Below are 24,938 nucleotides of genomic sequence, written 5' to 3' on the forward strand. Positions count from 1 at the left end.
GAATCGTTATTACTGTTTCAGTCAGTTATAGGACATTCCAGAAGGGTAAGGCAGGACAATTATGTATTTTTTTGGGATTGGCTGGAGCGAACGAAAAAGATGACGAAGCCGAAGAACAACACCGTCAGCATGACCTCCACGCCGGCCAGCTGTTGCGAGAGCCCGGCGTCGGCCCAGGCCCGCATCACGCCTTCGGCGAAGAAGGCGAGGATGAACATGCTCGACCACTGGTAAGTGTAGATGCGCCCCTTGAGCACCCCCATCAGCGGCGCCAACAGCACCACGGCCTTCAGGGCCAGCAGCGAGCCGCCCGGACGCAAGGGAGCCAGCCACAGCTCCCAGCCCAGGGTCAGCAGGATCAGGGCGATCAGACTGACGATCGCCCCCCAATGAAAGAAACGTACACTCATGCGGTCTCGCGCTTGGGCTGACGCCCGAAGAAAATGGCCATGATAATGCCGAACTCGTACAGCAACCACAGAGGCAGCGCCAGCATGATCTGCGACAACACGTCGGGCGGCGTCACCACGGCGGCGACGACAAAAGCTCCGACGATGACGTAGGGGCGGCCGGCCCGCAGTTTCTCCACCGTCACGATGCCCATGCGCGTCAGCAGGATCACCACGATCGGCACCTCGAAGGTGACGCCGAAGGCGACGAACATGCCGAGTACGAAGGACAGGTACTTGTCGATGTCGGTCATCATCGCCACCCCTTGCGGGGTCACCGAAGACATGAAGCCGAACACCACCGGGAACACCAGGAAGTAGGCAAAGGCCATGCCGGTGAAAAACAGCACCACGCTCGACACCACCAGCGGCAGAATCAGCCTTTTCTCGTGGGCGTACAGGCCCGGGGCGACGAAGGCCCAGATCTGATACAGGGTATTGGGCAGCGAGATCAGGAACGCCACCAGCATGGTCACCTTGACCGGCACGAAGAACGGCGCAGTGACGTCGGTGGCGATCATGTTGCTGCCGCTGGGCAGCACGTCGAGCAAAGGCTTGGCCAGCAGGTGGTAAATGTCGCCGGACCAGTGGAACAGGGCCAGAAACACAATCAGCAGACCGGCGGCGGCACGCACCAGGCGCGTGCGCAGTTCGATCAGATGCGCCAGGAGAGGCTGTTCGTTCATTCGCGCGTTTCGGCAGGAGGGGTGGCGGGTTTCACCGGAGGACTGTCGAACAGATCCAGCTGGTTTTCATCGTGGACCACGATAGGCGCGGCGCCCGGCTCGGTGCTGTCACCTTCGCGAGCGGCCGCAAACAGATCGGCTCCCAGCGCCGCATCCGGCTCGGGAGAGTGCGGAGCAATCGAGGAGTGGGTGGAATCGAGCACTGCGGTGGCCTCGTCACCGACTGCACGCACGGCCGCGACATTCTCCTGCATCACACCTTCGACCTCCTTCATCTCGGTCTCGATGCTCTGCCGGAACGAAGCGGCCGCGTTCTGTACCTCCTGCTGCAGCGAGGCGAGGCCGGTCAGGTCGGCCTGCTGGTGGATGTCGGCCTTGACGCTGGCGACGAAGCGCTGCGCCCGGCCGATCAGGGCCCCCAGGGTGCGCGCCACCGTCGGCAGCTTTTCCGGCCCCAGGACGACCAGCGCCACCACGCCAATCAGCAGCAGCTCGCCAAAACTGATCTCAAACACCGCGCAGTCCGCCGCTTACTTCTTCTCGGACTCGCCGTCGATAACGCGGCCAGCCGGTTTGTCATCCTTCTCGGTCTCGCCCTTCATGCCTTCCTTGAAACCGCGCACGGCGCCGCCGAGATCCTCGCCGACGTTACGCAGCTTCTTGGTGCCGAAGATCAGGACCACGACCACCAACACGATGAGCCAGTGCCAAATGCTGAAAGAACCCATGATGACTTCCCTTTACTTAATACGATCGTTCAGGCCGCGCGCGCTGGACGGCGCCGCGGTCATGTTGCTCAGGCCTTGTGGCCGAACACATGGATATGCAGGTGAAACACTTCCTGGCCGCCGGCGCGGCCAGTGTTGATGCCGGTCTTGAAACCGGCAGCCAGCCCCTGCTCGCGCGCCAGCTTGGGAACGTGCGCCAGCAGGCGGCCCAGCATGGCCTCGTGCTCCGGGCCACACTCGGAGAGCGACGCCACGTGCTGCTTCGGAATGATCAGGAAGTGCACCGGGGCGATTGGCCGGATGTCGTGGAAGGCGAGCACGTCGTCGTCTTCGTATACCTTGTCGCAGGGAATCTCACCGGCAGCAATTTTGCAGAAAAGGCAGTCACTCATGTCCACAAATCCTTGGATATCAGGCGGTCGGGGTACGGGAGGCTTTTTCGTCGATGCCGGAAATGCCCTCGCGGCGCTTCAACTCCATCAGCACGTCCTCGGCACGCAGGCCATGATAGGTGAGCAGCACCATCGAGTGGAACCACAGATCGGCCACTTCGCGCACCAGGTGCAGCTTGTCCTTGTCCTTCGACGCCATCAGGGTTTCGGCGGCCTCTTCGGCGACCTTCTTCAGGATGGCATCCTCGCCCTTGTGGAACAGCGAAGCCACGTAGGAGGACTGCGGACTGGCCTCGCGCCGGGCTTCCAGCGTGTCGCCGATCGTTTTCAGCACGTCAATGCTCATGGTGTCGGGGTTCCTGTGCGGTTAATCCGGCAAGTATATGTCGATTCTGTTACCGGCCGTTAACAAAGGTCGAGCAGGGTTATCCTAGGTCAAACATCGGCCGGGAAGCCCGGCTCAATGCTGGTGGTAGATGGCGTCGGGGTCTTTCAGCACCTCGTCCACCACCACCCAGCCGCCATTCTCGTAGCGGCGGTAGAAGCAGCTTTCCCTGCCGGTATGACAGGCAATGCCGCCGGCCTGCTCCACCTGCATGGTGACCACGTCGCCGTCGCAGTCGAGGCGCAGTTCCTTGACGCTTTGCAGATGGCCCGACTCCTCGCCTTTCTTCCACAGGCGCTGACGCGAGCGGCTCCAGTAATGGGCGATACCGGTATCGGCGGTGAGCTGCAGCGACTCGCGGTTCATCCACGCCACCATCAGCACACGGCCGCTGCGGGCGTCCTGGGCGATGGCCGGCACTAGGCCGTCCTCGTCCCACTTCACTTCATCAAGCCAGTTCATCTTCGCTTCCATTCTTTCGGTCTGGGCTTACAGCCGCACTTCGATACCGGCGGCCTGCATCGCTTCCTTGGCCTCGCGCACGGTGTATTCGCCAAAGTGGAAGATACTGGCGGCCAGTACCGCATCGGCCTTGCCTTGCTTGATGCCGTCGACCAGATGCTGCAGGTTGCCGACACCGCCCGAGGCGATCACCGGAATGTTCACGCCTTCGGACACGGCGCGGGTCAGCGGCAGGTTGAAGCCGATCTTGGTACCGTCACGGTCCATGCTGGTGAGCAGAATCTCGCCGGCGCCCAGTTCCTGCATCTTCTGCGCCCACTCCACCGCGTCGAGCCCGGTGCGGTTGCGCCCACCGTGGGTGAACACCTCCCAGCGGTCGTTCTCCGGCGTCACCGCCTTGGCGTCGATGGCGACCACGATGCATTGGCTGCCAAACTTGTCTGCGGCCTCTTTCACCAGTTCCGGGTTGGTCACGGCGGCGGTGTTGATGCTGACCTTGTCGGCGCCGGCGTTGAGCAGGCGGCGAATGTCCTCGACCTTGCGCACGCCCCCGCCCACGGTCAGCGGGATGAACACCTGTTCGGCGACCGACTCGATCACGTGCAGGATGATGTCGCGATCGTCGGAACTGGCGGTGATGTCGAGGAAGGTCAGTTCGTCGGCACCCTGTTCGTTGTAACGACGGGCGATTTCCACCGGGTCGCCGGCGTCACGCAGGCCGACGAAGTTGACCCCTTTCACCACGCGGCCGGCAGTGACGTCGAGACAGGGAATGAGGCGTTTGGCTAAAGGCATGGGCGAGTGCTACCACGGCAAGACGGGACACCCCGTCACCAGCCACATGACTGGTGCGGCAGTGCCCCGCAAATCAATTAGACGCTCAACTCATCGGCCAGGTTCTGGGCCTGGGCGAAGTCGATGCTGCCTTCGTAAATGGCGCGGCCGGTGATGGCACCTTCGATGCCTTCGCCTTCCACCGCGCACAGCTGCTTGATGTCGTCGAGGTTGGTCAGGCCGCCGGAGGCGATCACCGGGATGGTCAACGCCTGCGCCAGCTTGACGGTAGCCTCGATGTTGACGCCGTTGAGCATGCCGTCGCGACCGATGTCGGTGTAGATCACCGAGGCCACGCCGTAATCCTCGAAGCGCTTGGCCAGATCGATCACGTTGTGCTGAGTGATCTTGGCCCAGCCGTCGATGGCGACCATGCCGTCCTTGGCGTCGAGGCCGACGATGACCTGTCCGGGGAAGGCATCGCAGGCATCGTGCAGGAAGCCGGGGTTCTTCACCGCGGCGGTGCCGATGATGACGTACTTGAGACCCATGCCGAGATAGGCATCGATGGTGTCGAGATCACGGATGCCGCCGCCGAGCTGTACCGGCAAATCCTCGCCTACCTCGGCGAGAATGTCGCGGATCACCGCCAGGTTCTTCGGCTTGCCGGCGAAGGCGCCGTTCAGATCCACCAGATGCAGGCGGCGGGCGCCCTGATCACGCCAGTGCACGGCCACCTGGACCGGGTCGTCCGAGAACACGGTGGCATCTTCCATCACGCCTTGCTTGAGGCGGACACACTGACCATCCTTGAGGTCGATTGCGGGTATGAGCAACATGGTGCTGAGTGATTTGTCGGTAAGTTAGACACTGCCGTCCCAGGCGAGGAAGTTCTTCATCATCTGAAGTCCCGCGCGGTGGCTCTTTTCGGTGTGAAACTGGGTCGCGAACACGTTGTCGCGCCCCACGATGCAGGAAAACCGGTCAGGGTATTCGCTCTCGGCCAGGGTCAGGCCGGGGTCGGCCGGGGCGAAATGGTAGCTGTGCACGAAGTAGAAGCGCTCGCCGTCGTCGATGCCGGCGAACAGCGGGTGCGACCGGGTTTGGAACACCCGGTTCCAGCCCATGTGCGGCACCTTGAGGCGATCGCCGTTGGCGTCGACCATGCCGTTGGCAAAACGCACCACGTTGCCGGCAAACAGCCCGAGACCGGGGGTATTCCCCTCCTCGCTGTGCTCGAACAACAGCTGGGCGCCAACGCAGATGCCGAAGAACGGCTTGCTCTTGGTGGTTTCGATCACCGCTTCGGCCAGGCCGTAGCTGTTCAGTTCGCGCATGCAGTCGGGCATGGCGCCCTGCCCCGGAAACACCACCTTGTCGGCCTTGACGATGGCCTCGGGGTCGCGCGTCAGGAACACCTCGGCGCCGACCTCGTTGACGGCCTCGACGGATTTCAGCACGGAATGCAGGTTGCCCATGCCGTAGTCGATAACGGCGACTTTCATGCTGTCAGCGTCCCTTTGGTGGACGGCGTCACGCCGGCCATGCGTTCGTCGAACTCGACTGCCATGCGCAGCGCCCGGCCGAAGGCCTTGAACACGGTCTCGGCCTGGTGGTGGCTGTTGACGCCGCGCAGGTTGTCGATGTGCAGCGTCACCATCGAGTGGTTGACGAAGCCGTGGAAGAATTCGGAGAACAGGTCGACGTCGAAACCGCCGATGGCGGCGCGGGTGAAGTCGATGTGGTACTGCAGGCCGGGACGGCCGGACAGATCGATCACCACGCGCGAGAGCGCTTCGTCGAGCGGCACGTAGGCGTGGCCGTAGCGGCGGATGCCCTTCTTGTCGCCGATGGCCTTGGCGAAGGCCTGGCCGAAGGTGATGCCGATGTCCTCGACGGTGTGATGGGCATCGATATGCAGGTCGCCCTTGGCGACAATTTCGATGTCGATCAGGCCGTGGCGGGCGATCTGGTCCAGCATGTGGTCGAGGAACGGCACGCCGGTATCGAAATGGGAGTGGCCGGTGCCGTCCAGGTTGAGGCTGACGGTGATCTGGGTTTCCAGCGTATTACGGGTAACGGTAGCGGTGCGCATGGTCATTCGAAATAGGCGTTAAGCGCGGCAAGTACCGCAGAATTCTCGTCCGGCGAGCCGACGGTGAAGCGCAGGCAATGCGCGAGCAAGGGGTGGGCGCCGTGCAGGTTCTTGATCAGGATGCCCTGCTGACGCAGGTAGTCGAACAGGGCCGGGGCGTCCGGGACGCGGACCGTGAGGAAATTGGCCTCGCTCGGGAATACGGTGCAGGCGGGCCACTGTGCCAGCGCTTCGGCCAACCTGGCGCGCTCGCGGCGCAGTTCGCTGGCCTGGGCGTTGAACACGTCCATGTGCTTGAGCGCCACCTTGGCGGCCGCCTGGGTCAGCACGTTGACGTTGTACGGCGGGCGCACCTTGTCGAGTTCGGCGATCCAGTCCGGGGAACCGGCGGCGTAGCCGAGGCGGATGCCGGCCAGGCCGAGCTTGGACAGCGTGCGCATCACCAGCAGGTTGTCGACGCGGCCGGCGAGATCCATGAAGCTGTCGTCGGCGAAGGCCTGGTAGGCCTCGTCGACCACCACCAGCCCCGGCGCGGCGTCCAATACTGCCAACACGTCTTCACGCGGGAAGCGGTTGCCGGTCGGGTTGTTGGGGTAGGACAGGAACACCACGGCAGGCTGGTGCCGTTCGATGGCGGCCAGCATCGCCGGCAGGTCGAGCGAGAAATCGGACTTAAGCGGCACCCCGACGTACTCCAGCCGGGAGAACAGCGCGTTCATCTTGTACATGACGAACGACGGCTCGGCGGCCAGCATCACCGCGCCGGGCTTGGCCAAGGCCTGTGCCACCATCGTGATGATTTCGTCGGAGCCGTTGCCGAGCAGCACCTCGGCCGCCGCCGGGATGGCGAAGGCGTTCTTGAGCTGCGGCTTCAAGCCGCCCCCGTGCGGATCGGGATAGCGGTTGATCAGCGCGTCGGCCAGCGCCTGCCCCAGTTCCGCGCGCAGCGGTTGCGGCAGGCGGTAGGGGTTTTCCATGGCGTCGAGCTTGATCAGGCCCGAGGCATCGGCGACATGATAGGCCCCCATCGCGGCGATTTCAGGGCGGACCAGGTGTTGTGCAGACAGTTTCATCTCGATTCCACGAACCGGCCGATCACGGCCGGGACGCTGCGGCCCGGCATGGGGCCGGCTCAGGGTGGCGACAAGTCGTCATCGTACCGCGTTCGTTCCGATTGGGCTACTCGGGGACGGTCTTGCCCGCCTCATTTATCCAGCCGGAATTCGGCGGCGCGGGCGTGGGCGGTCAGGCCCTCGCCATGGGCCAGCACGCTGGCGATCTGGCCGAGCTGCTGCGCGCCGGCGTGCGAGACGCGGATCAGGCTGGTGCGCTTCTGGAAGTCGTACACCCCGAGCGGGCTGGCAAAGCGCGCGGTGCGGCTGGTCGGCAGCACGTGGTTGGGGCCGGCGCAGTAGTCGCCCAGGCTCTCGGAGGTGAAGCGGCCCATGAAGATGGCGCCGGCGTGCTTGAGGCCGGGCAGCCAGGTTTCCGGCTCGGCCACCGACAACTCCAGGTGTTCCGGGGCGATGTAGTTGGCGATGGCGCAGGCCTCGGCCAGGTCCATCACCTCGATCAGTGCGCCGCGGTTGCCGAGGCTGGCCTCGATGATGGCGCGGCGCGGCATGGTCGGCAGCAGTTTCTCGATGCTGGCCTCGACCTGGGCGATGTAGTCCGCCGACGGGCACAGCAGGATGGCCTGGGCGATTTCATCGTGTTCGGCTTGGCTGAACAGGTCCATGGCGATCCAGTCCGGATCGGTCTCGCCATCGCAGATCACCAGGATCTCGGACGGGCCGGCCACCATGTCGATGCCGACCACGCCGAACACGCGGCGCTTGGCGGCGGCGACGTAGGCGTTGCCGGGGCCGGTGATCTTGTCGACCTGCGGCACGCTCTCGGTGCCGTAGGCCAGCGCGGCGACGGCCTGCGCCCCGCCCACGGTGAACACCTTGTCGACGCCGGCGACGTAGGCTGCCGCCAGCACCAGGTCGTTCCTTTCGCCGCCCGGCGTCGGCACCACCATGATGATCTCGCCTACGCCGGCGACCTTGGCCGGCAGCGCGTTCATCAGCACCGAGCTGGGGTAGGCGGCCTTGCCGCCCGGCACGTAGATGCCGACGCGGTCGAGCGCGGTGACTTGCTGACCGAGCAGCGTGCCGTCCTCGTCCTCGTAGCTCCACGACTGCATCAGCTGCTTCTCGTGGTAGCGTCGCACGCGCACGGCGGCGGCTTCCAGCGCCTCGCGCACGTTGGCCGAAAGACGCTGGTAGGCGGCTTCGAGCTCGTCGCGCGACAGCGTCAGGCCGGCCATCGAGGCGGCGTCGGTGCGGTCGAAGCGGTTGGTGTACTCCACCAGCGCCGCGTCGCCGCGCGCCTTGACGTCGTCGCAGATGGCGGCCACGGCGGCATCGACCGCCGGGTCCTGCGCGGTTTCAAACGCCAGCAGCGCCTTCAGGCGCTCGGCAAAATCGGCTTGGGAGGAAGAGAGTCGCAGCATGCTGGTTCCGTTTCTGGCTCAGGCCGGCACGGCCGAGGCGAAGGCATCCAGCACCGGCTGGATGGTGTTGTATTTCAGCTTCAGCGCGGCCTGGTTCACCACCAGTCTCGAACTGATGTCGAGGATGTGCTCGACCGCCAGCAGGTTGTTGGCGCGCAGGGTACCGCCAGTGGACACCAGGTCGACGATGGCGTCGGCCAGGCCGACCAGCGGCGCCAGTTCCATCGAGCCGTACAGCTTGATGATGTCGACGTGCACGCCCTTCTGCGCGAAGTGCTCGCGGGCGATCTTCGGGTACTTGGTGGCCACCTTGAGACGCGCGCCGTGCTTGACGGCACCGTCGTAGTCGAAGCCGTTCTGCACCGCCACCATCATCTTGCACTTGGCGATGTTGAGGTCGAGCGGCTGGTACAGGCCGGCGCCGCCGTGCTCGATCAGCACGTCGCGCCCGGCGATGCCGAGGTCGGCGGCGCCGTACTGCACGTAGGTCGGCACATCGGAGGCACGCACGATGACCAGGCGCACGTCCGGATGGTTGGTGCCGATGATCAGCTTGCGCGAGGACTCCGGGTCTTCGGCCGGAACGATACCGGCGGCGGCCAGGAGCGGCAGGGTTTCTTCAAAAATGCGGCCCTTGGACAGGGCAATCGTCAGCGTCATGGCGAGGCTCAGGCAATCAATATTCAGTAAGGTTGGGCATCAGGGCATCAGGGCGCGGCGTTCGCGCTCGAGCTGGCCGACGTAACGCTGGATCAGGTTTTCCATGGCGGTCGGCAGCTGCTGGAAGGCGCAGCCGATGCGCAGCGCATCCTGTCCGTTACGGCGCTGGACCGGCAGGCGGTGGCGCACTTCGAGGCGGACCTGCAGCACGCCCAGCGGCTTGAGGTCGAGCGAGCAGTCGTAGTACACCTGCCCGACGTCGAAACCCGCCGTGGACGGCGACGGCAGCCAGAACGACAGGCCGCCCAGGCTGATGTCGAACAGCGGCAGGTCGAGCGTGTGCTGCGGGTAGTCGACGATGCGGCAGATCACCGGGTTGGCGACCGGGGTCTGGATGCGGAAGAACTCGCGCCGCTGCAGCTTGATCACCTGCTCCGGCAGGTCGACCTCGAACGCCGGGCGTCCGTCCAGCTCGATGCGCCGTGGCTGGCCGGTGACGAACTGGGTTTTCACACCGTCCGGCGAGCAGACGAAGACGTTGCGCTCGCTGGCCAGGAATTGCTCGTTGACGCCGGGTTCGGCCCCCCAGTCCAGCGTCAGGGTGCCGTTCTGGGCGTCGACGCCGAGGATACGGGTGAGGATGAAGGTGCGGCCCTTGTTGGAAAACACCGTCACCATATGCCCCTGCTGGGCAATGCTGCGCAGATGATGGGCAATCTCGACCGGCGATGCCAGGGTGTAGTTGGCCAGGTCCAGCGTGTCACTGGGGGCGACCGGGCTATCGGAGCGGTTTTCTTCGGTCACAATCACGACTTTCGGTATCTTCGGCGGCGCATCGACGCCCATTTTAGCGTATTAGCTCTTTTATATCATGAGCCAGATCGGCCGCGGGCAAACCGTATGGCAGATAGACGCGCAATTGTCCGCTCCGATCGAACAAATAGGCGCCGGCGCTGTGGTCCACGCTGTAGCCGCCGCCCGGCTCGGCACGCTTCTGCGCCACGATCTTGAAGCGCGCCTCGACCTCGCGCACGGCCTCCGGCGAGCCACTCAGGCCGATGAAGCGGGGATCGAAATGCGGCACGTAGCCTGCCAGCAGTGTCGGGGTATCGCGCTCGGGGTCGACGGTGATGAACAGCACCTGGACCTGGTCGGCCTGGGGGCCCAGCAGTTTCATCGCCGAGGCGAATTCGAGCATGGTGGTGGGGCAGACGTCGGGACAATGGGTATAGCCGAAGAACAGCGCCACCACCTTGCCCTTGAACTCGCTGAGCGAACGGGGTTTGCCGGTGTGATCGGTCAGGGTGAAGTCGCCGCCGAACTTGACGCCGGCAATATCGGTACCCTTGAATTCCGCCTTCGGGGTGTCGGGAGAACAGGCCAGCAGCGAAGCCAGCAACAAGCACGTCAGCAGTCTGACTATGAATGCGCGCATCAGTACGGAGCAATCCACCAGTAGTGATCGATCAGCAGGGCCGCAAACAGCCAGGTCAGGTACCAGATCGACCAGGTGAAGGTGCGGCGCGAGAGGGCGTCAGCATACTGGCGATGGAGATGGGCGGCAAGCCAGATAAAACGGGCGTTGAGCATGACAACGGCGACAAGGTAGAGCAGGCCTGCCTCCCGCAATGCGACCGGGAGCAGCGTCACCCCGGCCAAGAGGCAGGCATAGAGCAGGATGGACAGGGTGGTGAAACGGATGCCGTGGGTGACCGGCAGCATCGGCAGGCCGGCGCGGGCGTAGTCGTCGCGGCGGTACAGCGCCAGCGCCCAGAAGTGCGGCGGGGTCCAGGTGTAGATGATCAGGAACAGCACCAACGGCAGCGCGCTGATGTCGCCGGTGACGGCAGCCCAGCCCAGTACCGGCGGCATGGCGCCGCTGGCACCGCCGATCACGATGTTCTGCGGGGTGTTGGGCTTGAGCAGCAGGGTATAAACGATGGCGTAACCGACGAAGGTGGCCAGCGTCAGCCAGGCGGTGAGCGCGTTGACGAAGGCCACCAGCAGCGCCATGCCGAAACCGCCGGCGCCGAGCGCCACCAGCAGCGTCTCCAGCACGCCGGCCTCGCCGCGCGCGGTGGCGCGCCAGGCGGTGCGGCGCATGCGCGCGTCGACGGTGCGCTCGACCAGGCAGTTGACCATCGCCGCCGCCCCGGCGACCAGCGCGATGCCGAGCGTGGCGGGAATCACCAGGTTGGCCGAAGGCAGCTCGGGCGTGGCGAGGAACATGCCGATCACGGCGCAGAACACGATCAGCGCCACCACGCGCGGCTTGGCCAATTGCCACAAGGCGCGCACGTGGCTCCGGGTGAGGTCGCGGCTCAGCGTCGTCATTGCAGGCTCCTTTTGTCGGTCAGGCCGTGGTGCAGCCGGACGGACAGCGTGGGCAGCGCCGGCAAGGCGCGCCAGCGGCATTGCGCGGCGAGCAGCACCGTCACCGACAGCAACAGCAATGCCCCGGCGTTGTGCGCCACCGCCAGCGGCAGCGGCAGTTGCAACAGCACATTGGCGATGCCCAGCGCCACCTGCAGCAGCCAGGCCCCCAGCAACAGCAACAGCGACGGACGCAGCGCAGCCTGGCGCCAGCCCCCCAGCACCAGCGTCCACACCAGCACGGACACCAGGGCCGCGCCGGCACGATGCAACCAGTGGATGGCGATCAGGTTGGCGCTGTCGAGCGGTGTGCCGTCCGGTGCCATGCCCAGCTCCCGCCACAGATGGAAGGCGTGCTCGAAGCGCATCGCCGGCGGCAGCCAGGCGCCATTGCAGGTCGGGAAGCCCTGGCAGGCCAGCGCGGCATAATTGGACGAGACCCAGCCGCCGAGCGCGATCTGCAGCAGCACCGCCAGCACCAGCAACCACGCCAGCCCGGTGACAGCATGGGGCGCCTCGACGGCCGGCCGACGCAGGCCGAACCACAGCAGCCCGGCGGCGATACTCATGCCGCCGATCAGGTGCAGCGAGACGATGGCGGGCTTGAGCAACAGGGTGACGGTCCACATGCCGAGCAGGCCCTGCACCACCACCCCGGCGAGCAACAGACTGGCCGGAAGCCGCTCGTGACGCCGCCGCCAGGCCAGCACGGCCGTGAGCAGGATGACCAGCCCCAGCGAGGCGGCCAGGTAGCGATGCAGCATTTCCTTCCACGCCTTGGGCAGGCTCACCGGGCCGTCGGGGTTAGCCACGGCGACCTGTTGGATGGTGTCGGCGGCATGGTGGGGGGAGAGCTGGCCGTAACAGCCTGGCCAGTCGGGACACCCCAGGCCGGCGTCGGACAAACGCACGTAGGCGCCGAACGGCACCACGAGACAGGCCAGCAGGATGGCGAAACCGATGAGCTTTCTCATGTCTCCCCTTTCGGACGGGTTTCCCGTCGTGGTCAGCACCGTTTGGCCCGCCGGGCCGGGCAGCGCAGGCAGCGGTTCTGGCGGCTACCGCCCCGCACCAGGCCACGGGCCGTGTGTCTTGCGCGCCCGCACCGGCTCGCGGCGCCCGCGCTCAGCCCAGGCCGTTATTGGTCTTGAGCAGGCGGGTCAATTCGCGGATGACCGGCCCCGGCTCGGCCTGATCGGGGTAGAACATCACCTGGTTGCCCAAGGGATCGATCAGGTAGTAGCCGTCGCGACGCAAGGCGGCGGCGGGGTCGAGCGGCAGCCCGAGCAGCCCCGCCGGCAGCGGGCCGGCATCCGGCGTGCGCAGCTCGACGCGCTGCATCCGCGTGAAAGCCTCCCCCTGCGCAGCATGGATCTGCCGCAGCACGAAACGCCGCTGCTTGCAGTCATCGGAACAGCGCCCGGCCTGCACCGTCAGCAGCACCCACTTGCCCCGGGGCCACCCCTCCTGCCGCGCGCTGGCCAGCGGCGCCACCTGCAACAGCTGGCCGTAGCTCTTGCCCCCGGCCGGCGGCATCAGGTAGTACGCCAAGTAGGACCCCAGCACCGGGCTGACGCAACACAGGGCGATCAGGAACAGCTTGAGGCGGCCCCTGCGTCGCGGCACCGCGCCCCCGGCACGGGCGGGCTGGCCATCGATGGGCAATGACATCATGTGCGCCTCCACAACAGCACCGACCCTGCTATCAGGCATAGCCCAAGCAGCAGCCATTGCAAAGCGTAGCCATAGTGGCGACGGGGATCGAAGGGGGGACGGGCGGGCCAGGCCCGCAACGGCGCGGTGGTCTCACCCAACACCACCACCCCGCCGCGCAAGGGCCGGCCCAAGCGCCGGGCCAGTTGCACCGGATCGACGTCGTCCACCCGGCCCTGGGTGCCACGCATCGCGCCGGGTAGCGTGAAGCGCTGCGGCAAGGGCATCCAGCGCCCGTCCAGTCTGGCGGGCAATGGCGGCAGCGGCGTGCCTGCCCGTGCGTCTGCCAGCCACCCCCTATCCACCAGCACCGCCGAGCCATCGGCCAGCGCCAGCGGTACCAACACCCTCACCCCCGGGCGGCCCTCCAGCAGCGAGTTGGCCAGCAGCAATGACGCTGCCATCGGCCGGCCTTGCAGCTGCACCCAGCTCATGTCCGGCACGGCGGACAGCGCTCGCGTCTGCAGGGGCTCTGCCGGACGCCGTGCCGCCGCGTCGAACGCCGCCAGTTGGGCGGAGCGAACCTCGCCTCGCTGCCATTGCCAGACAGAGAGGAGGCCGGGCACGCCGGCCAGCAGGACCAACCCCAGCGCCTGCCAAGCCCGGGACTTTCGTCTAGGCTTACAAGAGGACACTGGTAAAGGGGGACCGGATATGAAACTGCTCGTACTCGTTCTGCTCGCCTGCATCATCCTCACCCTGTTCTGGGGCTTGAACGGCCTGTTGCGCAGTGAGCCCGGCTCGCAACGCGTAGTGCGCTCGCTGACGCTCCGGGTCGGGCTGTCGATCGGCCTGTTCTGCCTGCTGATTCTGGGCGCGCTGTTCGGCTGGTGGCGCCCCCATCACCTGTGAATTCCGCCCGTTCGGCCAACCCTGAGGTTGGCCGAAGAATAAAGACACTGGCCGGCGCTCCCTAGAGCCAGTACACCAGGGTAAACAGCAGCAGCCACACCACGTCGACGAAGTGCCAGTACCACGCCGCCGCTTCGAAGGCGAAATGGTGCTCGGGGTTGAAATGCCCCCGCATCACCCTCAGCCAGACCACCGCCAGAATGATCGCCCCCAGCAGCACGTGCATGCCATGAAAGCCGGTCAGCATGTAGAAGGTCATGCCGTAGGCACCCGAGGCCAGCGTCAGGTTCAGCTCGTGCATGGCGTGGCGGTATTCATAGGCCTGCAGGCTGAGAAACAACACCCCCAGCATGACCGTCATGCCCAGGCCGACGATCAGCGACGCGCGTTTGCCCTGGATCAGCCCCCAGTGCGCCCAGGTCAGCGTGGCGCCCGACGACAGCAGGATCAGCGTATTGATGGCCGGGAGCCCCCACGCCGCCATCGCCTGGTAAGGCTGGGTGATGCCGGGCCCGGTGGACAAGGGCCATGCGGCGGCGAAATCCGGGTAGAGCAGCTTGTGTTCGAAATTGCCGAGCTCGGGCACCGAGATCGTGCGCACGTAGAACAGCGCGCCGAAAAAAGCGGCAAAGAACATCACCTCGGAGAAGATGAACCAGCCCATCCCCCAACGGAACGAGATGTCCTCCTTGCCGTGATACTCCCCTTTCAGGCTCTCGCGGATGACGTCGCCAAACCAGCCGAACAGCATGTAGAACAGGATGGCGAAGCCGACCCCCAGCGACACCTTGCCAAAACCGACGCCATTGACGGCCAGTGCCGCGCCCAGGCCCAGGCAGAACAGCGCCAGCGCACCCACCACCGGCCAGCGCGAGGGTTGTGGCACGAAGTAATGCGTTTGATGCGAGACCGATTCCATGCCCGTTCTCCTGTAGATGACTCACTCCCCGCCCCAGCCGGAACGAGGACGGCCCGGCCGCGCGGAAGAGCAGCGACAGCACCCCCGCTCAGCAGCCCCGGCACCGGCAACGCGCCGAGCGCCATGCTTCGCCGCAGGCCGCCGCCCGCCTTGGCACGTCCAGACCCGTCGACGTCAGCGGGTCACCAGCGACACCAGCAGTAACAGCCCGCCGATGAAACACGCCAGCAGCAGCAGCGCGGCCACCGCGATCTGCCAGAAGCGCAGTGTGACGTCCTGCCGTGCCGCCTTGCCCTTGCGGATGCCGAGAAACGCCGACAACACCGCCGACACCCCGGCCAGCCATTTCACGGCGTCCCCTGCCCCGGCACGTCGAACACGCTGTAGGCCAGCGTGATCTCGCCGATCTCGGCCGGCATGGCGCGGTCGATCACGAACACCACCGGAAAGCGCCGGGTCTCGCCGGGTTTGAAGACCTGCTGGCGGAAACAGAAACACTCCAGCTTCTTGACGTAATTACCGGCCGCCGCCGGCAGGTAGCGCGGCACCGCCTGGCCGGTGACCTCGCGGTTGCTGGCGTTGGTGATCTCGTAGTCGACCCGCACGAATTCGCCGCGCGGCGCCGCCATCCGCCCCACCAGCGGCCTGACCTGCCACGGCAGGCCCGCCTGCACCGTGGCGTCGAAGCGCAGGCGCACCGGCGCCGCCGTGACCGCCGAATCACTCGCCACAGCCGCCGGCGCCGGGGCATCGGCCTTGACCAGCTGGTTGATGCCGGTCACCTCGCAGATCACCCGGTACAGCGGGATCAGCGCCCAGGCAAAGGCGAACATCACGCAGGCGATGACGCCCAGTTTCAGCAGCAGTACCCGGTTATCCCCTCGGCTCGATTCCGCCATACTTCCCGCTCAGTGATGAGCGCCCCCCGTCATGGAATGAATCACGCCATTATCGCCCGCCTCCACGTGCGGCGCCTCGACGAAGCTGTGGTAAGGCGCCGGCGTCGGGATCTGCCACTCCAGCGTCTCGGCCCCCTCCCACGGCTTGTGCGGCGCCGCCTGGCCGCGCCGGATCGAGCACAGCATGTTGTAGAGGAAAATCAATTGCCCCAGGCCGAAACAGAAGGCGCCGATCGAGGCGATGCGGTTGAAATCGGTGAACTGCAACGCGTAATCGGGGATGCGCCGCGGCATGCCGGCCAGGCCGAGGAAGTGCATCGGGAAGAAAGTGACGTTGAACCAGACCATCGACCACCAGAAGTGGAGCTTGCCGAGCGGTTCCGAGTACATCTTGCCGGTCATTTTCGGAAACCAGTAATAGATCGCCGCGAACAGGCTGAACAGGGCGCCCGCCACCAGCACGTAATGGAAGTGCGCCACCACGTAATAGGTATCCTGCAACTGGATATCCACCGCGGCCACCGACAGGGTCACGCCGGACAGGCCGCCGATGGTGAACAGACAGACGAAACCGACGGCGAACAGCATCGGCGTCTCGAAACTCATCGACCCCTGCCACATGGTGCCGATCCAGTTGAACACCTTCACCCCGGTCGGCACCGCGATCAGCATGGTGGCGTACATGAAGAACAGCTGGGCGGTGGCCGGCATGCCGGTGGTGAACATGTGGTGCGCCCACACCATGAACGACAGCACGGCGATGGAGCTGGTGGCGTACACCATCGAGGTATAGCCGAACAGCGGCTTGCGGCTGAAGGTCGGGATGATGTGGCTGACGATGCCGAACGCCGGCAAGGCCATGATGTACACCTCGGGATGGCCGAAGAACCAGAAGATGTGCTGGTACATCACCGGGTCGCCGCCGCCGGCGGCGTTGAAGAAATGGGTGCCGAAGTGGCGGTCGGTCAGCACCATGGTCACCACCCCGGCCAGTACCGGCATCACCGCGATAATCAGGTAGGCGGTGATCAGCGACGCCCAGGCGAACATCGGCATCTTCATCATCGTCATGCCCGGCGCGCGCAGGTTGAGGATGGTGACGATGATGTTGATCGAGCCCATGATCGAGCTCACGCCGAGGATGTGGATGGCGAAGATGGTCAGGTCCATGCCCATGCCCATCTGCGTGGCCAGCGGCGCGTACAGCGTCCAGCCGGCGGCGGCCGCGCCGCCCGGCACGAAGAAGGAAATCAGCAGCAGCGCCGCCGCCGGCGGCAGCAGCCAGAAACTCCAGTTGTTCATGCGCGCAAACGCCATGTCCGGCGCGCCGATCATCAGCGGCAGCAGCCAGTTGGCGAGCCCGGTGAAGGCCGGCATGATGGCACCGAACACCATCACCAGGCCGTGCAGCGTGGTGAGCTGATTGAACAGCTCCGGCTGGAAGAATTGCAGCCCCGGCTGGAACAGCTCGGCGCGGATGCACAAGGCCATCACCCCGCCCGACAGGAACATGGTGAACGAGAACCACAGGTACATCGAGCCAATGTCCTTGTGGTTGGTGGCGGCCAGCCAGCGCCAGAGGCCGGTCGGCTTGCCGTGTGCGTGGGGAGCGTGTCCCGCCGTGGTGCTGATCGCCATGCTCGTCCTCCTGATTCCCCTGCCGTCGCGGTCAGGGCGGGCTTTATGCCTTGCCACCGCGCGCCGCCTTGATGTCCTTGGGCTGCACCACATCGCCGGTATGGTTGCCCCAGGCATTGCGCTCGTAGGTGATCACCGCCGCGATGTCGGTGTCCGATAGCTGCTTGCCCCAAGCGGCCATCGCCGGGTTGCGCTTGCTGCCGTTGAGCACGATGTCGATATGCGCCGGCTTGTCCTTGGTGGCGATGGGGGAGCCGTCCAGCGCCGGGAACGCACCCGGAATCCCCTTGCCGTTGGCCTGGTGGCAGGCCACGCAGTTCTGCTGAAACACTTTCTCGCCGCGCGCCTTGAGATCCGCCAACGCCCACACCTTGTTGGGGTCGTCGGCACTGGCGGCCGCCAGCTTCTTCCTGGCGGCGAGCCACACGGCGTAATCCTCCGGCGTCCGGGCGTCGACCACGATCGGCATGAAGCCATGGTCCTTGCCGCACAGCTCGGCGCACTGCCCGCGGTACACCCCCGGCTTGTCGACCAGGAACCAGGCGTCGCGCACGAAGCCGGGAATGGCATCCTGCTTCACGCCCAGCGACGGCACCCACCAGGAGTGGATCACGTCGTTGGCGGTGAGCAGCAGCCGCACCTTCTTGCCGGTCGGCACCACCAGCGGCTCATCCACCTCCAGCAGGTAATGCGTGCCCTTGGCCGAAGCACTGTGCAGCGCCTCGGTCGGCGTCGCCAGATGGCTGACGAAACCGACACCGTCGTCCAGGTAGTCGTAGCGCCACTTCCACTGGTAGCCGGTGATCTTGATGGTCATGTCCTCGGCGCGCGTGCTCTTTTGCGCCAGCACCGCCTTGGTGGCCGGCCACGCCATGCCGACCAGGATCAGGAACGGGATCACGGTCCAGATGATTTCGACGGTGGTGTTTTCATGGAACGGCCGGGCCCGGTGCCCGAGCGATTTGCGGTGGCGCAAGATGGCGTAGAACATCACGCCGAATACCACGATGAAGATGGTGACCGTGATCAGCAGCAGCAGACTGTGCAGGTCGTAGATCTGGCGCGCCACCGGGGTCACCGGCGGCTGAAAGGTGAAGTCGGCAGCGTACACGGTACCGACCCCACCCAACATGGACAGCAGGATACGCTTGCCGGACATCGCGTCCCCCTTGTATACCTAGGCGGCCCACGTCGGACCGAAGCAGACATGCCGACCTTTTCGCGCGCCGGCTATTATCGATAGTAGGAAAAAGCACCCGGAAAACAAGAACATGTCATGACGCACTGCAATATACAGGGCATGAAAAAGGCTTCGGCCAACCTTTAGCGGTTGGCCGAAGCCTTGTCAGTACAACCAGAGCACCAGCCCGACCCGGCACCCGCCCTCAGCCTTCGTAGGGAATCTCCAGCAGCAGCGGCGCGGCGATGTATGCCTGTAGCGTGGCAAGGTTCTCGGCGTACGCCGCCTGCTCCGGCACCACGCGGTTGGCCACCCACCCGGCCAGCGGCAGGCCGGCGGCTTCGATCGCCCGCACCGTCAGCAAGGCATGGTTGATACAACCCAGCCGCATCCCCACCACCAGGATCACCGGCAGCCGCAGCACCTGCGCCAGGTCCTTCATGAACAAGCGCTCGGTCAGCGGCGCCAGCCAGCCGCCCGCCCCCTCCACCAGCACCACATCCGCCGACTCGGCCAGACGCCGGTAGTGCGCGCCGATCACCTCGAGCGAGATGTCCACCCCGGCCTGGCGTGCCGCGATATGCGGCGAAATCGGCGGCAGGAAACGGTAGGGGTTCATCAGGTCGAGATCGGTCTGGCCGGTCGCGGCCACCAGGCGTTCGACGTCGCTGTTGCTCCAGCGCCCGTCCGGCAACACCTCGCAACCCGACGCCACCGGCTTCATCGCCAGCACGCGCTGGCCCTCGGCCCGCCAGCGTTCGATCAGCTTGACGGCGGCATGGGTCTTGCCGATGTCGGTATCGGTTCCGGTGACGAAATAGCCTTGCATGCTGAGTCCTTGTTCGAGAAGTAGCCGTCGTGCCGATCGGCACACCCTGGACACGACAAAGGGCGACCCCTCGTGAGGGTCGCCCGGCCTGCCAATCAGGATTGCCGATTCGCGGCTAGAAATGGTGGGGACGCGGTAACGTCACACCTCGCCTTGCGGATTAACGCGCTCCAACTTGCTGGCCAGCTTGTTGAGTGCGGAAAGATAAGCCTTGGCACTGGCGACGATCACGTCGGTATCGGCACCCTGGCCGTTGACGATGCGGCCATCGCGCGCCAGACGCACCGTCACCTCGCCCAGCGACTCGGTGCCTTTGGTCACGGCGTTGACCGAGTACAGCTCCAGCTCGGAATCGCTCTTGGCCACGCTCTCGATCGCCTTGAACACCGCGTCCACCGGGCCGGAACCGCTGCTGACGGCACGCTGCTCGGCACCGCGCTCGTTGAACACGATCTCGGCCCGCGGCAGTTCGCCGGTCTCGGTGTTGACCTTGAGCGAGACGAACTTGAACTCTTCCTGGTCGATCGCCACCATCTCGTCCGACACCAGCGCCTGCAAATCCTCGTCAAAAATCTCGCGCTTCTTGTCGGCCAGTTCCTTGAAGCGGGCGAAGGCGGCGTTGAGCGCCTCCTCGCTGGACAACACGATGCCCAGCTCCGCCAGCTTGGTCTTGAAGGCGTTGCGGCCGGACAGCTTGCCCAGGGTCAGACGGTTGGTGGACCAGCCCACGCTCTCCGCCGACATGATTTCGTAGGTCTCGCGATGCTTCAGCACGCCATCCTGGTGGATGCCGGACTCGTGGGCGAAGGCGTTGGCGCCGACGATGGCCTTGTTCGGCTGCACCGGGTAGCCGGTGATGGTCGACACCAGCTTGGACGACGGCACGATCTGGGTGGCGTCGACACGGGTATCGACGGCAAAGATGTCCTTGCGGGTGCGCACCGCCATCACGATCTCTTCCAGCGCGGCGTTGCCGGCGCGCTCGCCCAGACCGTTGATGGTGCACTCCACCTGGCGCGCCCCGCCCAATACCGCAGCCAGGCTGTTGGCCACCGCCATGCCCAGGTCGTTGTGGCAGTGCGCCGACCAAATCACCTTGTCGCCGCCCCGGGTCTTGGCGATCAGCTCGCGGAAGAACGCCTCGGTGACACGCGGCACGGCGTAGCCGACGGTATCCGGCACGTTCAGCGTGGTGGCGCCGGCCTCGATCACCGCGCCGAAGATGCGGGCGAGGAAGTCGATGTCGGAACGCAACGCGTCCTCGGCCGAGAATTCGACGTCGTCGGTATACTCGCGGGCAATCTTCACCGCCTTCACCGCCGCCTCGACCACCTGGTCCGGCGTCATGCGCAGCTTCTTCTCCATGTGGATCGGGCTAGTGGCGATGAAGGTGTGGATGCGGCCCTTGGCGGCCGGCTTGATCGCCTCGCCGGCGGCACGCACGTCGCGCTCGTTGGCCCGCGCCAACGAACAGACGGTGGACTCCTTGATCACTTCGGCGATGGCGTGGATGGCGTCGGCGTCACCGGGGCTCGCCGCCGCAAAGCCGGCCTCGATCACGTCCACGCCCAGGCGTTCCAGCTGGCGGGCGATACGGATTTTCTCTTCCTTGGTCATCGAGGCGCCGGGGCTCTGCTCGCCGTCGCGCAAGGTGGTGTCGAAGATGTACAAACGATCGCCCATGTTGAAACCCTTCCCTTGTCCCGGCACCACCGCGGTGCCGCTCAGATAGTCGTTGAAGTCGAATCTTCTGCCCTGGCTGGCGGCCAGTTGCGCCAGCTTGTTCAACTGGGCGAGCGGCAGACTGCCGCGCTCGCGCCACTTGTAAATCGCCGCGCGGGAGACCGGTTCGTCCGGAAACGCCGCGTTCAGCGCCTCAGCCAACTCGCTCGGTCCGCCAAAGTTGGCGATCAGACGCTCAATGTCCAATTGCATGCCCAGCTCCTGCTGCGTTATGGGTTTCACAATACTGACAGCACGACACAATGTCAAACATAAACGTCCAACACTTCGACGAATAATTCATTTCGGTGTGTCCAATCCACAAAGATTGGACATTTAGTCCAACACGATTCGACAGTAAACCGCCCACGCCTCTCCACGAACGCAAAAAAGGCGGCCAAGGCCGCCTTTTTTCCCGCATCCCGCAATGGGCCGCTTACTGCTCCGGAGAGGCCACGCTGCCCCCGCTCTTGTTGCGCGACAGCCCGAGCAGCGCCATCACGTAACCGGACAGGCCATAGCCGACGAAGAAGCCGAACAGCACCAGCGGCGGTTTCGACACCAAGAGCAGGATCACCAGCACCACCACCAGCATGGCGACGAACGGCACCTTGCGGCGCAGGTGAATCTCCTTGAAGCTCCAGAACTTGACGTTGGTCACCATGGAGATGCCGGCGAAGGCGGTAAAGCCCAGCGCCACCCAGGGCAGGATCGCCAAGTCGTTGTAGCCGTACTCGTGGCAGATCCAGACCAGCCCGGCCACCAGCGCCGCCGCCGCCGGGCTCGGAATACCGGTAAACCAGCGCTTGTCGGCGGTGCCGATCATGGTATTGAAGCGCGCCAGGCGCAGCGCGGCGCCGGCACAATAGATAAAGGCCACCATCCAGCCCAGCTTGCCCAGCCCGCGTAACATCCACTCGTACGCCACCAGGGCCGGCGCCACGCCGAAGCTGACCATGTCGGAGAGGCTGTCGAACTCCGCGCCGAAGGCGCTCTGGCTGTGCGTCAGCCGCGCCACGCGGCCGTCCAGCCCGTCCAGCACCATGGCGATGAAGATCGCCATCGCGGCGTACTCGAAATTCTTGTTCATGCCCTGCACCACGGCGTAGAAACCGGCGAACAGCGCGGCCAGCGTGAACAGGTTGGGCAACAGGTAAATGCCCTGGCGCCGGAGCGTCGGCTTTTCCCGGCTGGGTGTGACAGAAGTCTGCATCTTCACTTTCCGCAGAATACAACGGCACCAAGGCACCGTTGCGGTTGGTATCAACGAATCGGCTTACGATCTTTTGACGGATGGCATCGGCCCGACACGTGGCCGACGGCATGACAGCCAGGGCCGACCCCGCCAAGGAACAAGTCCGCGCCGGACAAGGCGCAAAGAGATGCCCGCCTTACCCGCTTCAGCGGACCACACGAAGAGCGCTAACCGGTTCTTAGCCGGCTATTGTAACGCGAGCGGCGCGGCAGGCGTGCAACACCTTGTCAGCCTTGCCAGTCCAGTCAGCGCGGCTGGCAGACGAATAGGCTATACTTTGCCGCTTTGACCGAACTTTTGGGAACCCGCCCTTGTCAGAGCGCCTCTTCGTCCTGCTGCAGCACCTGCTGCCCAAGCTCCTGATCACTCGCCTGTTCGGTTTCGTCGCGCGCCAGCGCGCTGGCGCCCTGACACAGTGGATGATACGCCGCTTCATTGCCCGCTACGACGTCAACATGGCAGAAGCCGCAGCACGCCAACCCGGTGCCTACGCCAGCTTCAATGATTTCTTTACCCGCGCCTTGCAGCCCGGCGTGCGCCCGCTGGCGGCGACGCGGCTGGTCTGCCCGGTGGATGGCGCCATCAGTCAGTTCGGCCACATCGAACGCGACCAGATCTTCCAGGCCAAGGGCAAATCCTTCAGCAGCACCGCCCTGCTCGCCGGCGACGCGGCGCTGGCGCGCCAGTTCGACGACGGCCTGTTCGCCACCATCTACCTCAGCCCGCGCGACTACCACCGCATCCACATGCCGTGCGATGGCCGCCTGCTGTCGATGAGCTACGTACCGGGCGAGCTGTATTCGGTCAACCCGGCCACCGCGCGCGGCGTCGACGCGCTATTCGCGCGTAATGAGCGCGTGGTGTGCCATTTCGACTCGCCGCACGGCCCGTTCGCGCTGGTGCTGGTGGGTGCCACCATCGTCGGCAGCATGGCCACGGTGTGGCACGGCGTGATCAACCCGCCACGTAGCGCCGACGTGCGCCACTGGGACTACCGCGACCAGGACATCACTCTGAAACAGGGCGAGGAGATGGGACGCTTCCTGCTCGGCTCCACCGTAGTGCTGCTGTTCCCGCAGGGGCCGCTGCAGTTCAATGCCGACTGGGCACCCGGCCGCGCGGTGCGCATGGGCGAGGGCATGGCCGACTGAGTGCCGGCGAACGAACCCACCGACGATACCTCCTGACCAGGCGGCAGCGGCTCCGCCGCTGCCGCGCTCGCCCCCTCCCCTGCCACGCTCAACACGGGCTTGCCGGCCAGAGCAAGCACCGCATCCCGCCTGCAGTTCCCCTCATCACCCACGCCCGGTCGCACCTCACTGCAACGCGCCCGCACCGAAGGCACTGCTCGGCTTCCGGGCAAGAAAAAAGGCCGGGGAAACCCCGGCCTCACTAGCCAAACTGCACGTCAATCAGTTCTTGGACTGGTCCACCAGTTTGTTCTTGGCGATCCACGGCATCATTGCACGCAGTTCGGCACCAACGGTCTCGATCGGATGCACGGCGTTCAGGCGACGGCGAGCGGTCATGCTCGGGTAGTTGGTCTTGCCTTCCAGGATGAACATCTTGGCGTATTCACCCGACTGGATGCGGTACAGCGCTTTTTTCATCGCTTCCTTGGTGGCGGAGGTCACCACTTCCGGACCGGTCACGTACTCGCCATACTCCGCGTTGTTGGAGATGGAGTAGTTCATGTTGGCGATGCCGCCTTCGTACATCAGGTCGACGATCAGCTTCAGCTCGTGCAGGCACTCGAAGTAGGCCATTTCCGGAGCGTAACCGGCTTCCACCAGGGTTTCAAAACCGGCTTTCACCAGTTCAACCGCGCCACCGCACAGCACAGCCTGTTCACCGAACAGGTCGGTTTCGGTTTCTTCGCGGAAGTTGGTTTCGATCACGCCACCCTTGGTGCCACCGTTGGCCGCAGCGTAGGACAGGGCGATGTCGCGGGCCTTGCCGGACTTGTCCTGGTACACGGCGATCAGGGTCGGCACGCCGCCGCCCTTGACGTACTCGGAGCGCACGGTGTGGCCCGGGCCTTTCGGGGCAACCATGACCACGTCCAAGTCGGCGCGCGGCACGATCTGGTTGTAGTGCACGTTGAAGCCGTGGGCGAAGGCCAGTACCGCGCCTTGCTTCAGGTTCGGCTCGATGTCCTTGCGGTACACGTCCGGCTGCGACTCGTCCGGCAGCAGGATCATGACGACGTCGGCTTCCTTCACTGCCTCGGCAACTTCCTTCACCTGATGACCGGCAGCAACGGCCTTGTTCCAGGAAGCGCCGTCCTTGCGCAGGGCCACGGTGACGTTGACACCGGAGTCCTTCAGGTTCTGGGCGTGAGCGTGGCCTTGCGAGCCGTAGCCAACGATGGTCACCTGCAGGCCCTTGATGATCGACAGATCGGCGTCCTTGTCGTAAAACACTTTCATT

At 65.1% G+C, this 24,938-nt stretch carries 31 protein-coding genes; 2 read left to right on the forward strand and 29 right to left on the reverse strand.

Annotation, left to right across the window (positions count from 1 at the left end):
* Positions 1-59 precede the first annotated feature (59 nt).
* The 20 genes from NH8B_RS18555 to NH8B_RS18650 form a co-directional block, all read right to left on the reverse strand.
* Positions 60-410: a DUF2069 domain-containing protein gene (locus tag NH8B_RS18555; protein ID WP_008952128.1), complete on the reverse strand. Its 351-nt coding sequence runs from the start codon at positions 408-410 to the stop codon at positions 60-62.
* Positions 407-1,135, reverse strand: coding sequence for a twin-arginine translocase subunit TatC (tatC, locus tag NH8B_RS18560; protein WP_008952127.1), 729 nt, complete (start codon positions 1,133-1,135; stop codon positions 407-409). Before tatC ends, NH8B_RS18555 begins: the two co-directional genes overlap by 4 nt.
* Positions 1,132-1,650 carry a Sec-independent protein translocase protein TatB gene (gene tatB, locus NH8B_RS18565; protein WP_014088623.1) on the reverse strand — a complete coding sequence of 173 codons (519 nt, stop codon included), beginning with the start codon at positions 1,648-1,650 and terminating at the stop codon, positions 1,132-1,134. Before tatB ends, tatC begins: the two co-directional genes overlap by 4 nt.
* A 15-nt stretch (positions 1,651-1,665) precedes the next feature.
* The gene (tatA, locus tag NH8B_RS18570; protein WP_008952125.1) at positions 1,666-1,863 is read right to left on the reverse strand and encodes a Sec-independent protein translocase subunit TatA; all 198 of its coding nucleotides are present in this window, start codon (positions 1,861-1,863) and stop codon (positions 1,666-1,668) included.
* 68 nt (positions 1,864-1,931) lie between these two features.
* Positions 1,932-2,255 carry a histidine triad nucleotide-binding protein gene (locus tag NH8B_RS18575; RefSeq protein WP_008952124.1) on the reverse strand — a complete coding sequence of 108 codons (324 nt, stop codon included), beginning with the start codon at positions 2,253-2,255 and terminating at the stop codon, positions 1,932-1,934.
* A 19-nt stretch (positions 2,256-2,274) separates the two neighbouring features.
* Entirely contained in the window at positions 2,275-2,601 is a 327-nt protein-coding gene (locus NH8B_RS18580) for a phosphoribosyl-ATP diphosphatase (protein ID WP_008952123.1), read from the reverse strand.
* A 114-nt stretch (positions 2,602-2,715) separates the two neighbouring features.
* Positions 2,716-3,114, reverse strand: coding sequence for a phosphoribosyl-AMP cyclohydrolase (hisI, locus tag NH8B_RS18585; protein WP_083844272.1), 399 nt, complete (start codon positions 3,112-3,114; stop codon positions 2,716-2,718).
* A gap of 15 nt (positions 3,115-3,129) precedes the next feature.
* Positions 3,130-3,897: an imidazole glycerol phosphate synthase subunit HisF gene (gene hisF, locus NH8B_RS18590; RefSeq protein WP_008952121.1), complete on the reverse strand. Its 768-nt coding sequence runs from the start codon at positions 3,895-3,897 to the stop codon at positions 3,130-3,132.
* A gap of 77 nt (positions 3,898-3,974) precedes the next feature.
* Positions 3,975-4,715 carry a 1-(5-phosphoribosyl)-5-[(5-phosphoribosylamino)methylideneamino]imidazole-4-carboxamide isomerase gene (gene hisA, locus NH8B_RS18595; RefSeq protein ID WP_014088625.1) on the reverse strand — a complete coding sequence of 247 codons (741 nt, stop codon included), beginning with the start codon at positions 4,713-4,715 and terminating at the stop codon, positions 3,975-3,977.
* A 24-nt stretch (positions 4,716-4,739) separates the two neighbouring features.
* On the reverse strand, positions 4,740-5,381 hold the full coding sequence (hisH, locus tag NH8B_RS18600; RefSeq protein WP_014088626.1) for an imidazole glycerol phosphate synthase subunit HisH: 642 nt from the start codon (positions 5,379-5,381) through the stop codon (positions 4,740-4,742).
* Positions 5,378-5,977: an imidazoleglycerol-phosphate dehydratase HisB gene (gene hisB / locus NH8B_RS18605; RefSeq protein WP_008952118.1), complete on the reverse strand. Its 600-nt coding sequence runs from the start codon at positions 5,975-5,977 to the stop codon at positions 5,378-5,380. The genes hisH and hisB overlap by 4 nt, the downstream gene beginning before the upstream one ends.
* A complete protein-coding gene (hisC, locus tag NH8B_RS18610) occupies positions 5,974-7,044 on the reverse strand; it encodes a histidinol-phosphate transaminase (protein ID WP_014088627.1) in 1,071 nt (356 codons plus the stop codon). The genes hisB and hisC overlap by 4 nt, the downstream gene beginning before the upstream one ends.
* Positions 7,045-7,175: 131 nt before the next feature.
* Complete coding sequence (gene hisD, locus NH8B_RS18615) at positions 7,176-8,468, reverse strand: histidinol dehydrogenase (RefSeq protein ID WP_014088628.1); 1,293 nt, start codon at positions 8,466-8,468, stop codon at positions 7,176-7,178.
* An 18-nt stretch (positions 8,469-8,486) separates the two neighbouring features.
* Positions 8,487-9,128 (reverse strand): ATP phosphoribosyltransferase, encoded by a 642-nt coding sequence (gene hisG / locus NH8B_RS18620; protein ID WP_014088629.1) that lies wholly within the window; start codon positions 9,126-9,128, stop codon positions 8,487-8,489.
* A 39-nt stretch (positions 9,129-9,167) separates the two neighbouring features.
* Positions 9,168-9,938, reverse strand: coding sequence for a flagellar brake protein (locus tag NH8B_RS18625; protein ID WP_232503502.1), 771 nt, complete (start codon positions 9,936-9,938; stop codon positions 9,168-9,170).
* Between the two features lie 37 nt (positions 9,939-9,975).
* Complete coding sequence (locus NH8B_RS18630; RefSeq protein WP_041703147.1) at positions 9,976-10,563, reverse strand: SCO family protein; 588 nt, start codon at positions 10,561-10,563, stop codon at positions 9,976-9,978.
* Positions 10,563-11,462, reverse strand: a complete 900-nt coding sequence (cyoE, locus tag NH8B_RS18635; RefSeq protein WP_014088632.1) for a heme o synthase — start codon at positions 11,460-11,462, stop codon at positions 10,563-10,565. The genes NH8B_RS18630 and cyoE overlap by 1 nt, the downstream gene beginning before the upstream one ends.
* On the reverse strand, positions 11,459-12,475 hold the full coding sequence (locus NH8B_RS18640) for a COX15/CtaA family protein (RefSeq protein ID WP_014088633.1): 1,017 nt from the start codon (positions 12,473-12,475) through the stop codon (positions 11,459-11,461). The genes cyoE and NH8B_RS18640 overlap by 4 nt, the downstream gene beginning before the upstream one ends.
* Before the next feature lie 151 nt (positions 12,476-12,626).
* The gene (locus NH8B_RS18645; protein WP_041703150.1) at positions 12,627-13,175 is read right to left on the reverse strand and encodes a hypothetical protein; all 549 of its coding nucleotides are present in this window, start codon (positions 13,173-13,175) and stop codon (positions 12,627-12,629) included.
* On the reverse strand, positions 13,172-13,780 hold the full coding sequence (locus NH8B_RS18650) for an SURF1 family cytochrome oxidase biogenesis protein (RefSeq protein WP_148283004.1): 609 nt from the start codon (positions 13,778-13,780) through the stop codon (positions 13,172-13,174). Before NH8B_RS18650 ends, NH8B_RS18645 begins: the two co-directional genes overlap by 4 nt.
* An 88-nt stretch (positions 13,781-13,868) precedes the next feature.
* On the opposite strand from NH8B_RS18650, the gene NH8B_RS18655 reads away from it, so the two are divergent.
* Positions 13,869-14,066, forward strand: a complete 198-nt coding sequence (locus NH8B_RS18655) for a DUF2909 domain-containing protein (protein WP_008952108.1) — start codon at positions 13,869-13,871, stop codon at positions 14,064-14,066.
* A 61-nt stretch (positions 14,067-14,127) separates the two neighbouring features.
* On the opposite strand, the gene NH8B_RS18660 is transcribed toward NH8B_RS18655, so the two are convergent.
* The 8 genes from NH8B_RS18660 to pssA all read right to left on the reverse strand — a co-directional run bounded on the left by NH8B_RS18660 (position 14,128) and on the right by pssA (position 22,466).
* Positions 14,128-14,985, reverse strand: a complete 858-nt coding sequence (locus tag NH8B_RS18660; protein WP_014088636.1) for a cytochrome c oxidase subunit 3 — start codon at positions 14,983-14,985, stop codon at positions 14,128-14,130.
* Positions 14,986-15,159: 174 nt separating this feature from the next.
* Positions 15,160-15,336: a DUF2970 domain-containing protein gene (locus NH8B_RS20635; RefSeq protein ID WP_014088637.1), complete on the reverse strand. Its 177-nt coding sequence runs from the start codon at positions 15,334-15,336 to the stop codon at positions 15,160-15,162.
* Positions 15,333-15,884 (reverse strand): cytochrome c oxidase assembly protein, encoded by a 552-nt coding sequence (locus NH8B_RS18665; RefSeq protein ID WP_014088638.1) that lies wholly within the window; start codon positions 15,882-15,884, stop codon positions 15,333-15,335. Before NH8B_RS18665 ends, NH8B_RS20635 begins: the two co-directional genes overlap by 4 nt.
* A gap of 9 nt (positions 15,885-15,893) precedes the next feature.
* Positions 15,894-17,522, reverse strand: a complete 1,629-nt coding sequence (ctaD, locus tag NH8B_RS18670; protein WP_014088639.1) for a cytochrome c oxidase subunit I — start codon at positions 17,520-17,522, stop codon at positions 15,894-15,896.
* 43 nt (positions 17,523-17,565) lie between these two features.
* Positions 17,566-18,681, reverse strand: a complete 1,116-nt coding sequence (coxB, locus tag NH8B_RS18675) for a cytochrome c oxidase subunit II (RefSeq protein ID WP_008952103.1) — start codon at positions 18,679-18,681, stop codon at positions 17,566-17,568.
* Between the two features lie 226 nt (positions 18,682-18,907).
* Positions 18,908-19,531: a dethiobiotin synthase gene (gene bioD / locus NH8B_RS18680; RefSeq protein WP_014088640.1), complete on the reverse strand. Its 624-nt coding sequence runs from the start codon at positions 19,529-19,531 to the stop codon at positions 18,908-18,910.
* A gap of 141 nt (positions 19,532-19,672) precedes the next feature.
* Entirely contained in the window at positions 19,673-21,466 is a 1,794-nt protein-coding gene (locus tag NH8B_RS18685) for a 2-isopropylmalate synthase (RefSeq protein WP_014088641.1), read from the reverse strand.
* Between the two features lie 223 nt (positions 21,467-21,689).
* Positions 21,690-22,466 carry a CDP-diacylglycerol--serine O-phosphatidyltransferase gene (pssA, locus tag NH8B_RS18690; protein WP_014088642.1) on the reverse strand — a complete coding sequence of 259 codons (777 nt, stop codon included), beginning with the start codon at positions 22,464-22,466 and terminating at the stop codon, positions 21,690-21,692.
* Positions 22,467-22,819: 353 nt separating this feature from the next.
* On the opposite strand from pssA, the gene asd reads away from it, so the two are divergent.
* Positions 22,820-23,659, forward strand: coding sequence for an archaetidylserine decarboxylase (gene asd, locus NH8B_RS18695; protein WP_014088643.1), 840 nt, complete (start codon positions 22,820-22,822; stop codon positions 23,657-23,659).
* 261 nt (positions 23,660-23,920) lie between these two features.
* On the opposite strand, the gene ilvC is transcribed toward asd, so the two are convergent.
* Positions 23,921-24,937, reverse strand: coding sequence for a ketol-acid reductoisomerase (ilvC, locus tag NH8B_RS18700; RefSeq protein WP_014088644.1), 1,017 nt, complete (start codon positions 24,935-24,937; stop codon positions 23,921-23,923).
* Position 24,938: the final 1 nt, after the last annotated feature.

It is taken from the genome of Pseudogulbenkiania sp. NH8B (assembly GCF_000283535.1).
GTDB classification, from domain to species: Bacteria; Pseudomonadota; Gammaproteobacteria; order Burkholderiales; family Chromobacteriaceae; genus Pseudogulbenkiania; species Pseudogulbenkiania ferrooxidans.

Excerpts from the sequence above, each read along its gene's own strand:
- NH8B_RS18645 (WP_041703150.1), bottom strand. The coding sequence starts at position 13,175 with ATGATGTCATTGCCCATCGATGGCCAGCCCGCCCGTGCCGGGGGCGCG.
- NH8B_RS18665 (WP_014088638.1), bottom strand. The coding sequence starts at position 15,884 with ATGGCGGAATCGAGCCGAGGGGATAACCGGGTACTGCTGCTGAAACTG.
- hisA (WP_014088625.1), bottom strand. The coding sequence starts at position 4,715 with ATGTTGCTCATACCCGCAATCGACCTCAAGGATGGTCAGTGTGTCCGC.
- ilvC (WP_014088644.1), bottom strand. The coding sequence starts at position 24,937 with ATGAAAGTGTTTTACGACAAGGACGCCGATCTGTCGATCATCAAGGGC.
- NH8B_RS18655 (WP_008952108.1), top strand. The coding sequence starts at position 13,869 with ATGAAACTGCTCGTACTCGTTCTGCTCGCCTGCATCATCCTCACCCTG.
- NH8B_RS18575 (WP_008952124.1), bottom strand. The coding sequence starts at position 2,255 with ATGAGTGACTGCCTTTTCTGCAAAATTGCTGCCGGTGAGATTCCCTGC.
- NH8B_RS18580 (WP_008952123.1), bottom strand. The coding sequence starts at position 2,601 with ATGAGCATTGACGTGCTGAAAACGATCGGCGACACGCTGGAAGCCCGG.
- NH8B_RS18555 (WP_008952128.1), bottom strand. The coding sequence starts at position 410 with ATGAGTGTACGTTTCTTTCATTGGGGGGCGATCGTCAGTCTGATCGCC.
- NH8B_RS18630 (WP_041703147.1), bottom strand. The coding sequence starts at position 10,563 with ATGCGCGCATTCATAGTCAGACTGCTGACGTGCTTGTTGCTGGCTTCG.
- tatC (WP_008952127.1), bottom strand. The coding sequence starts at position 1,135 with ATGAACGAACAGCCTCTCCTGGCGCATCTGATCGAACTGCGCACGCGC.
- hisF (WP_008952121.1), bottom strand. The coding sequence starts at position 3,897 with ATGCCTTTAGCCAAACGCCTCATTCCCTGTCTCGACGTCACTGCCGGC.
- hisD (WP_014088628.1), bottom strand. The coding sequence starts at position 8,468 with ATGCTGCGACTCTCTTCCTCCCAAGCCGATTTTGCCGAGCGCCTGAAG.
- hisI (WP_083844272.1), bottom strand. The coding sequence starts at position 3,114 with ATGGAAGCGAAGATGAACTGGCTTGATGAAGTGAAGTGGGACGAGGAC.
- hisB (WP_008952118.1), bottom strand. The coding sequence starts at position 5,977 with ATGACCATGCGCACCGCTACCGTTACCCGTAATACGCTGGAAACCCAG.
- hisG (WP_014088629.1), bottom strand. The coding sequence starts at position 9,128 with ATGACGCTGACGATTGCCCTGTCCAAGGGCCGCATTTTTGAAGAAACC.
- pssA (WP_014088642.1), bottom strand. The coding sequence starts at position 22,466 with ATGCAGACTTCTGTCACACCCAGCCGGGAAAAGCCGACGCTCCGGCGC.
- NH8B_RS18685 (WP_014088641.1), bottom strand. The coding sequence starts at position 21,466 with ATGCAATTGGACATTGAGCGTCTGATCGCCAACTTTGGCGGACCGAGC.
- hisC (WP_014088627.1), bottom strand. The coding sequence starts at position 7,044 with ATGAAACTGTCTGCACAACACCTGGTCCGCCCTGAAATCGCCGCGATG.
- ctaD (WP_014088639.1), bottom strand. The coding sequence starts at position 17,522 with ATGGCGATCAGCACCACGGCGGGACACGCTCCCCACGCACACGGCAAG.
- cyoE (WP_014088632.1), bottom strand. The coding sequence starts at position 11,462 with ATGACGACGCTGAGCCGCGACCTCACCCGGAGCCACGTGCGCGCCTTG.
- NH8B_RS18640 (WP_014088633.1), bottom strand. The coding sequence starts at position 12,475 with ATGAGAAAGCTCATCGGTTTCGCCATCCTGCTGGCCTGTCTCGTGGTG.
- bioD (WP_014088640.1), bottom strand. The coding sequence starts at position 19,531 with ATGCAAGGCTATTTCGTCACCGGAACCGATACCGACATCGGCAAGACC.
- tatA (WP_008952125.1), bottom strand. The coding sequence starts at position 1,863 with ATGGGTTCTTTCAGCATTTGGCACTGGCTCATCGTGTTGGTGGTCGTG.
- coxB (WP_008952103.1), bottom strand. The coding sequence starts at position 18,681 with ATGTCCGGCAAGCGTATCCTGCTGTCCATGTTGGGTGGGGTCGGTACC.
- NH8B_RS18660 (WP_014088636.1), bottom strand. The coding sequence starts at position 14,985 with ATGGAATCGGTCTCGCATCAAACGCATTACTTCGTGCCACAACCCTCG.
- hisH (WP_014088626.1), bottom strand. The coding sequence starts at position 5,381 with ATGAAAGTCGCCGTTATCGACTACGGCATGGGCAACCTGCATTCCGTG.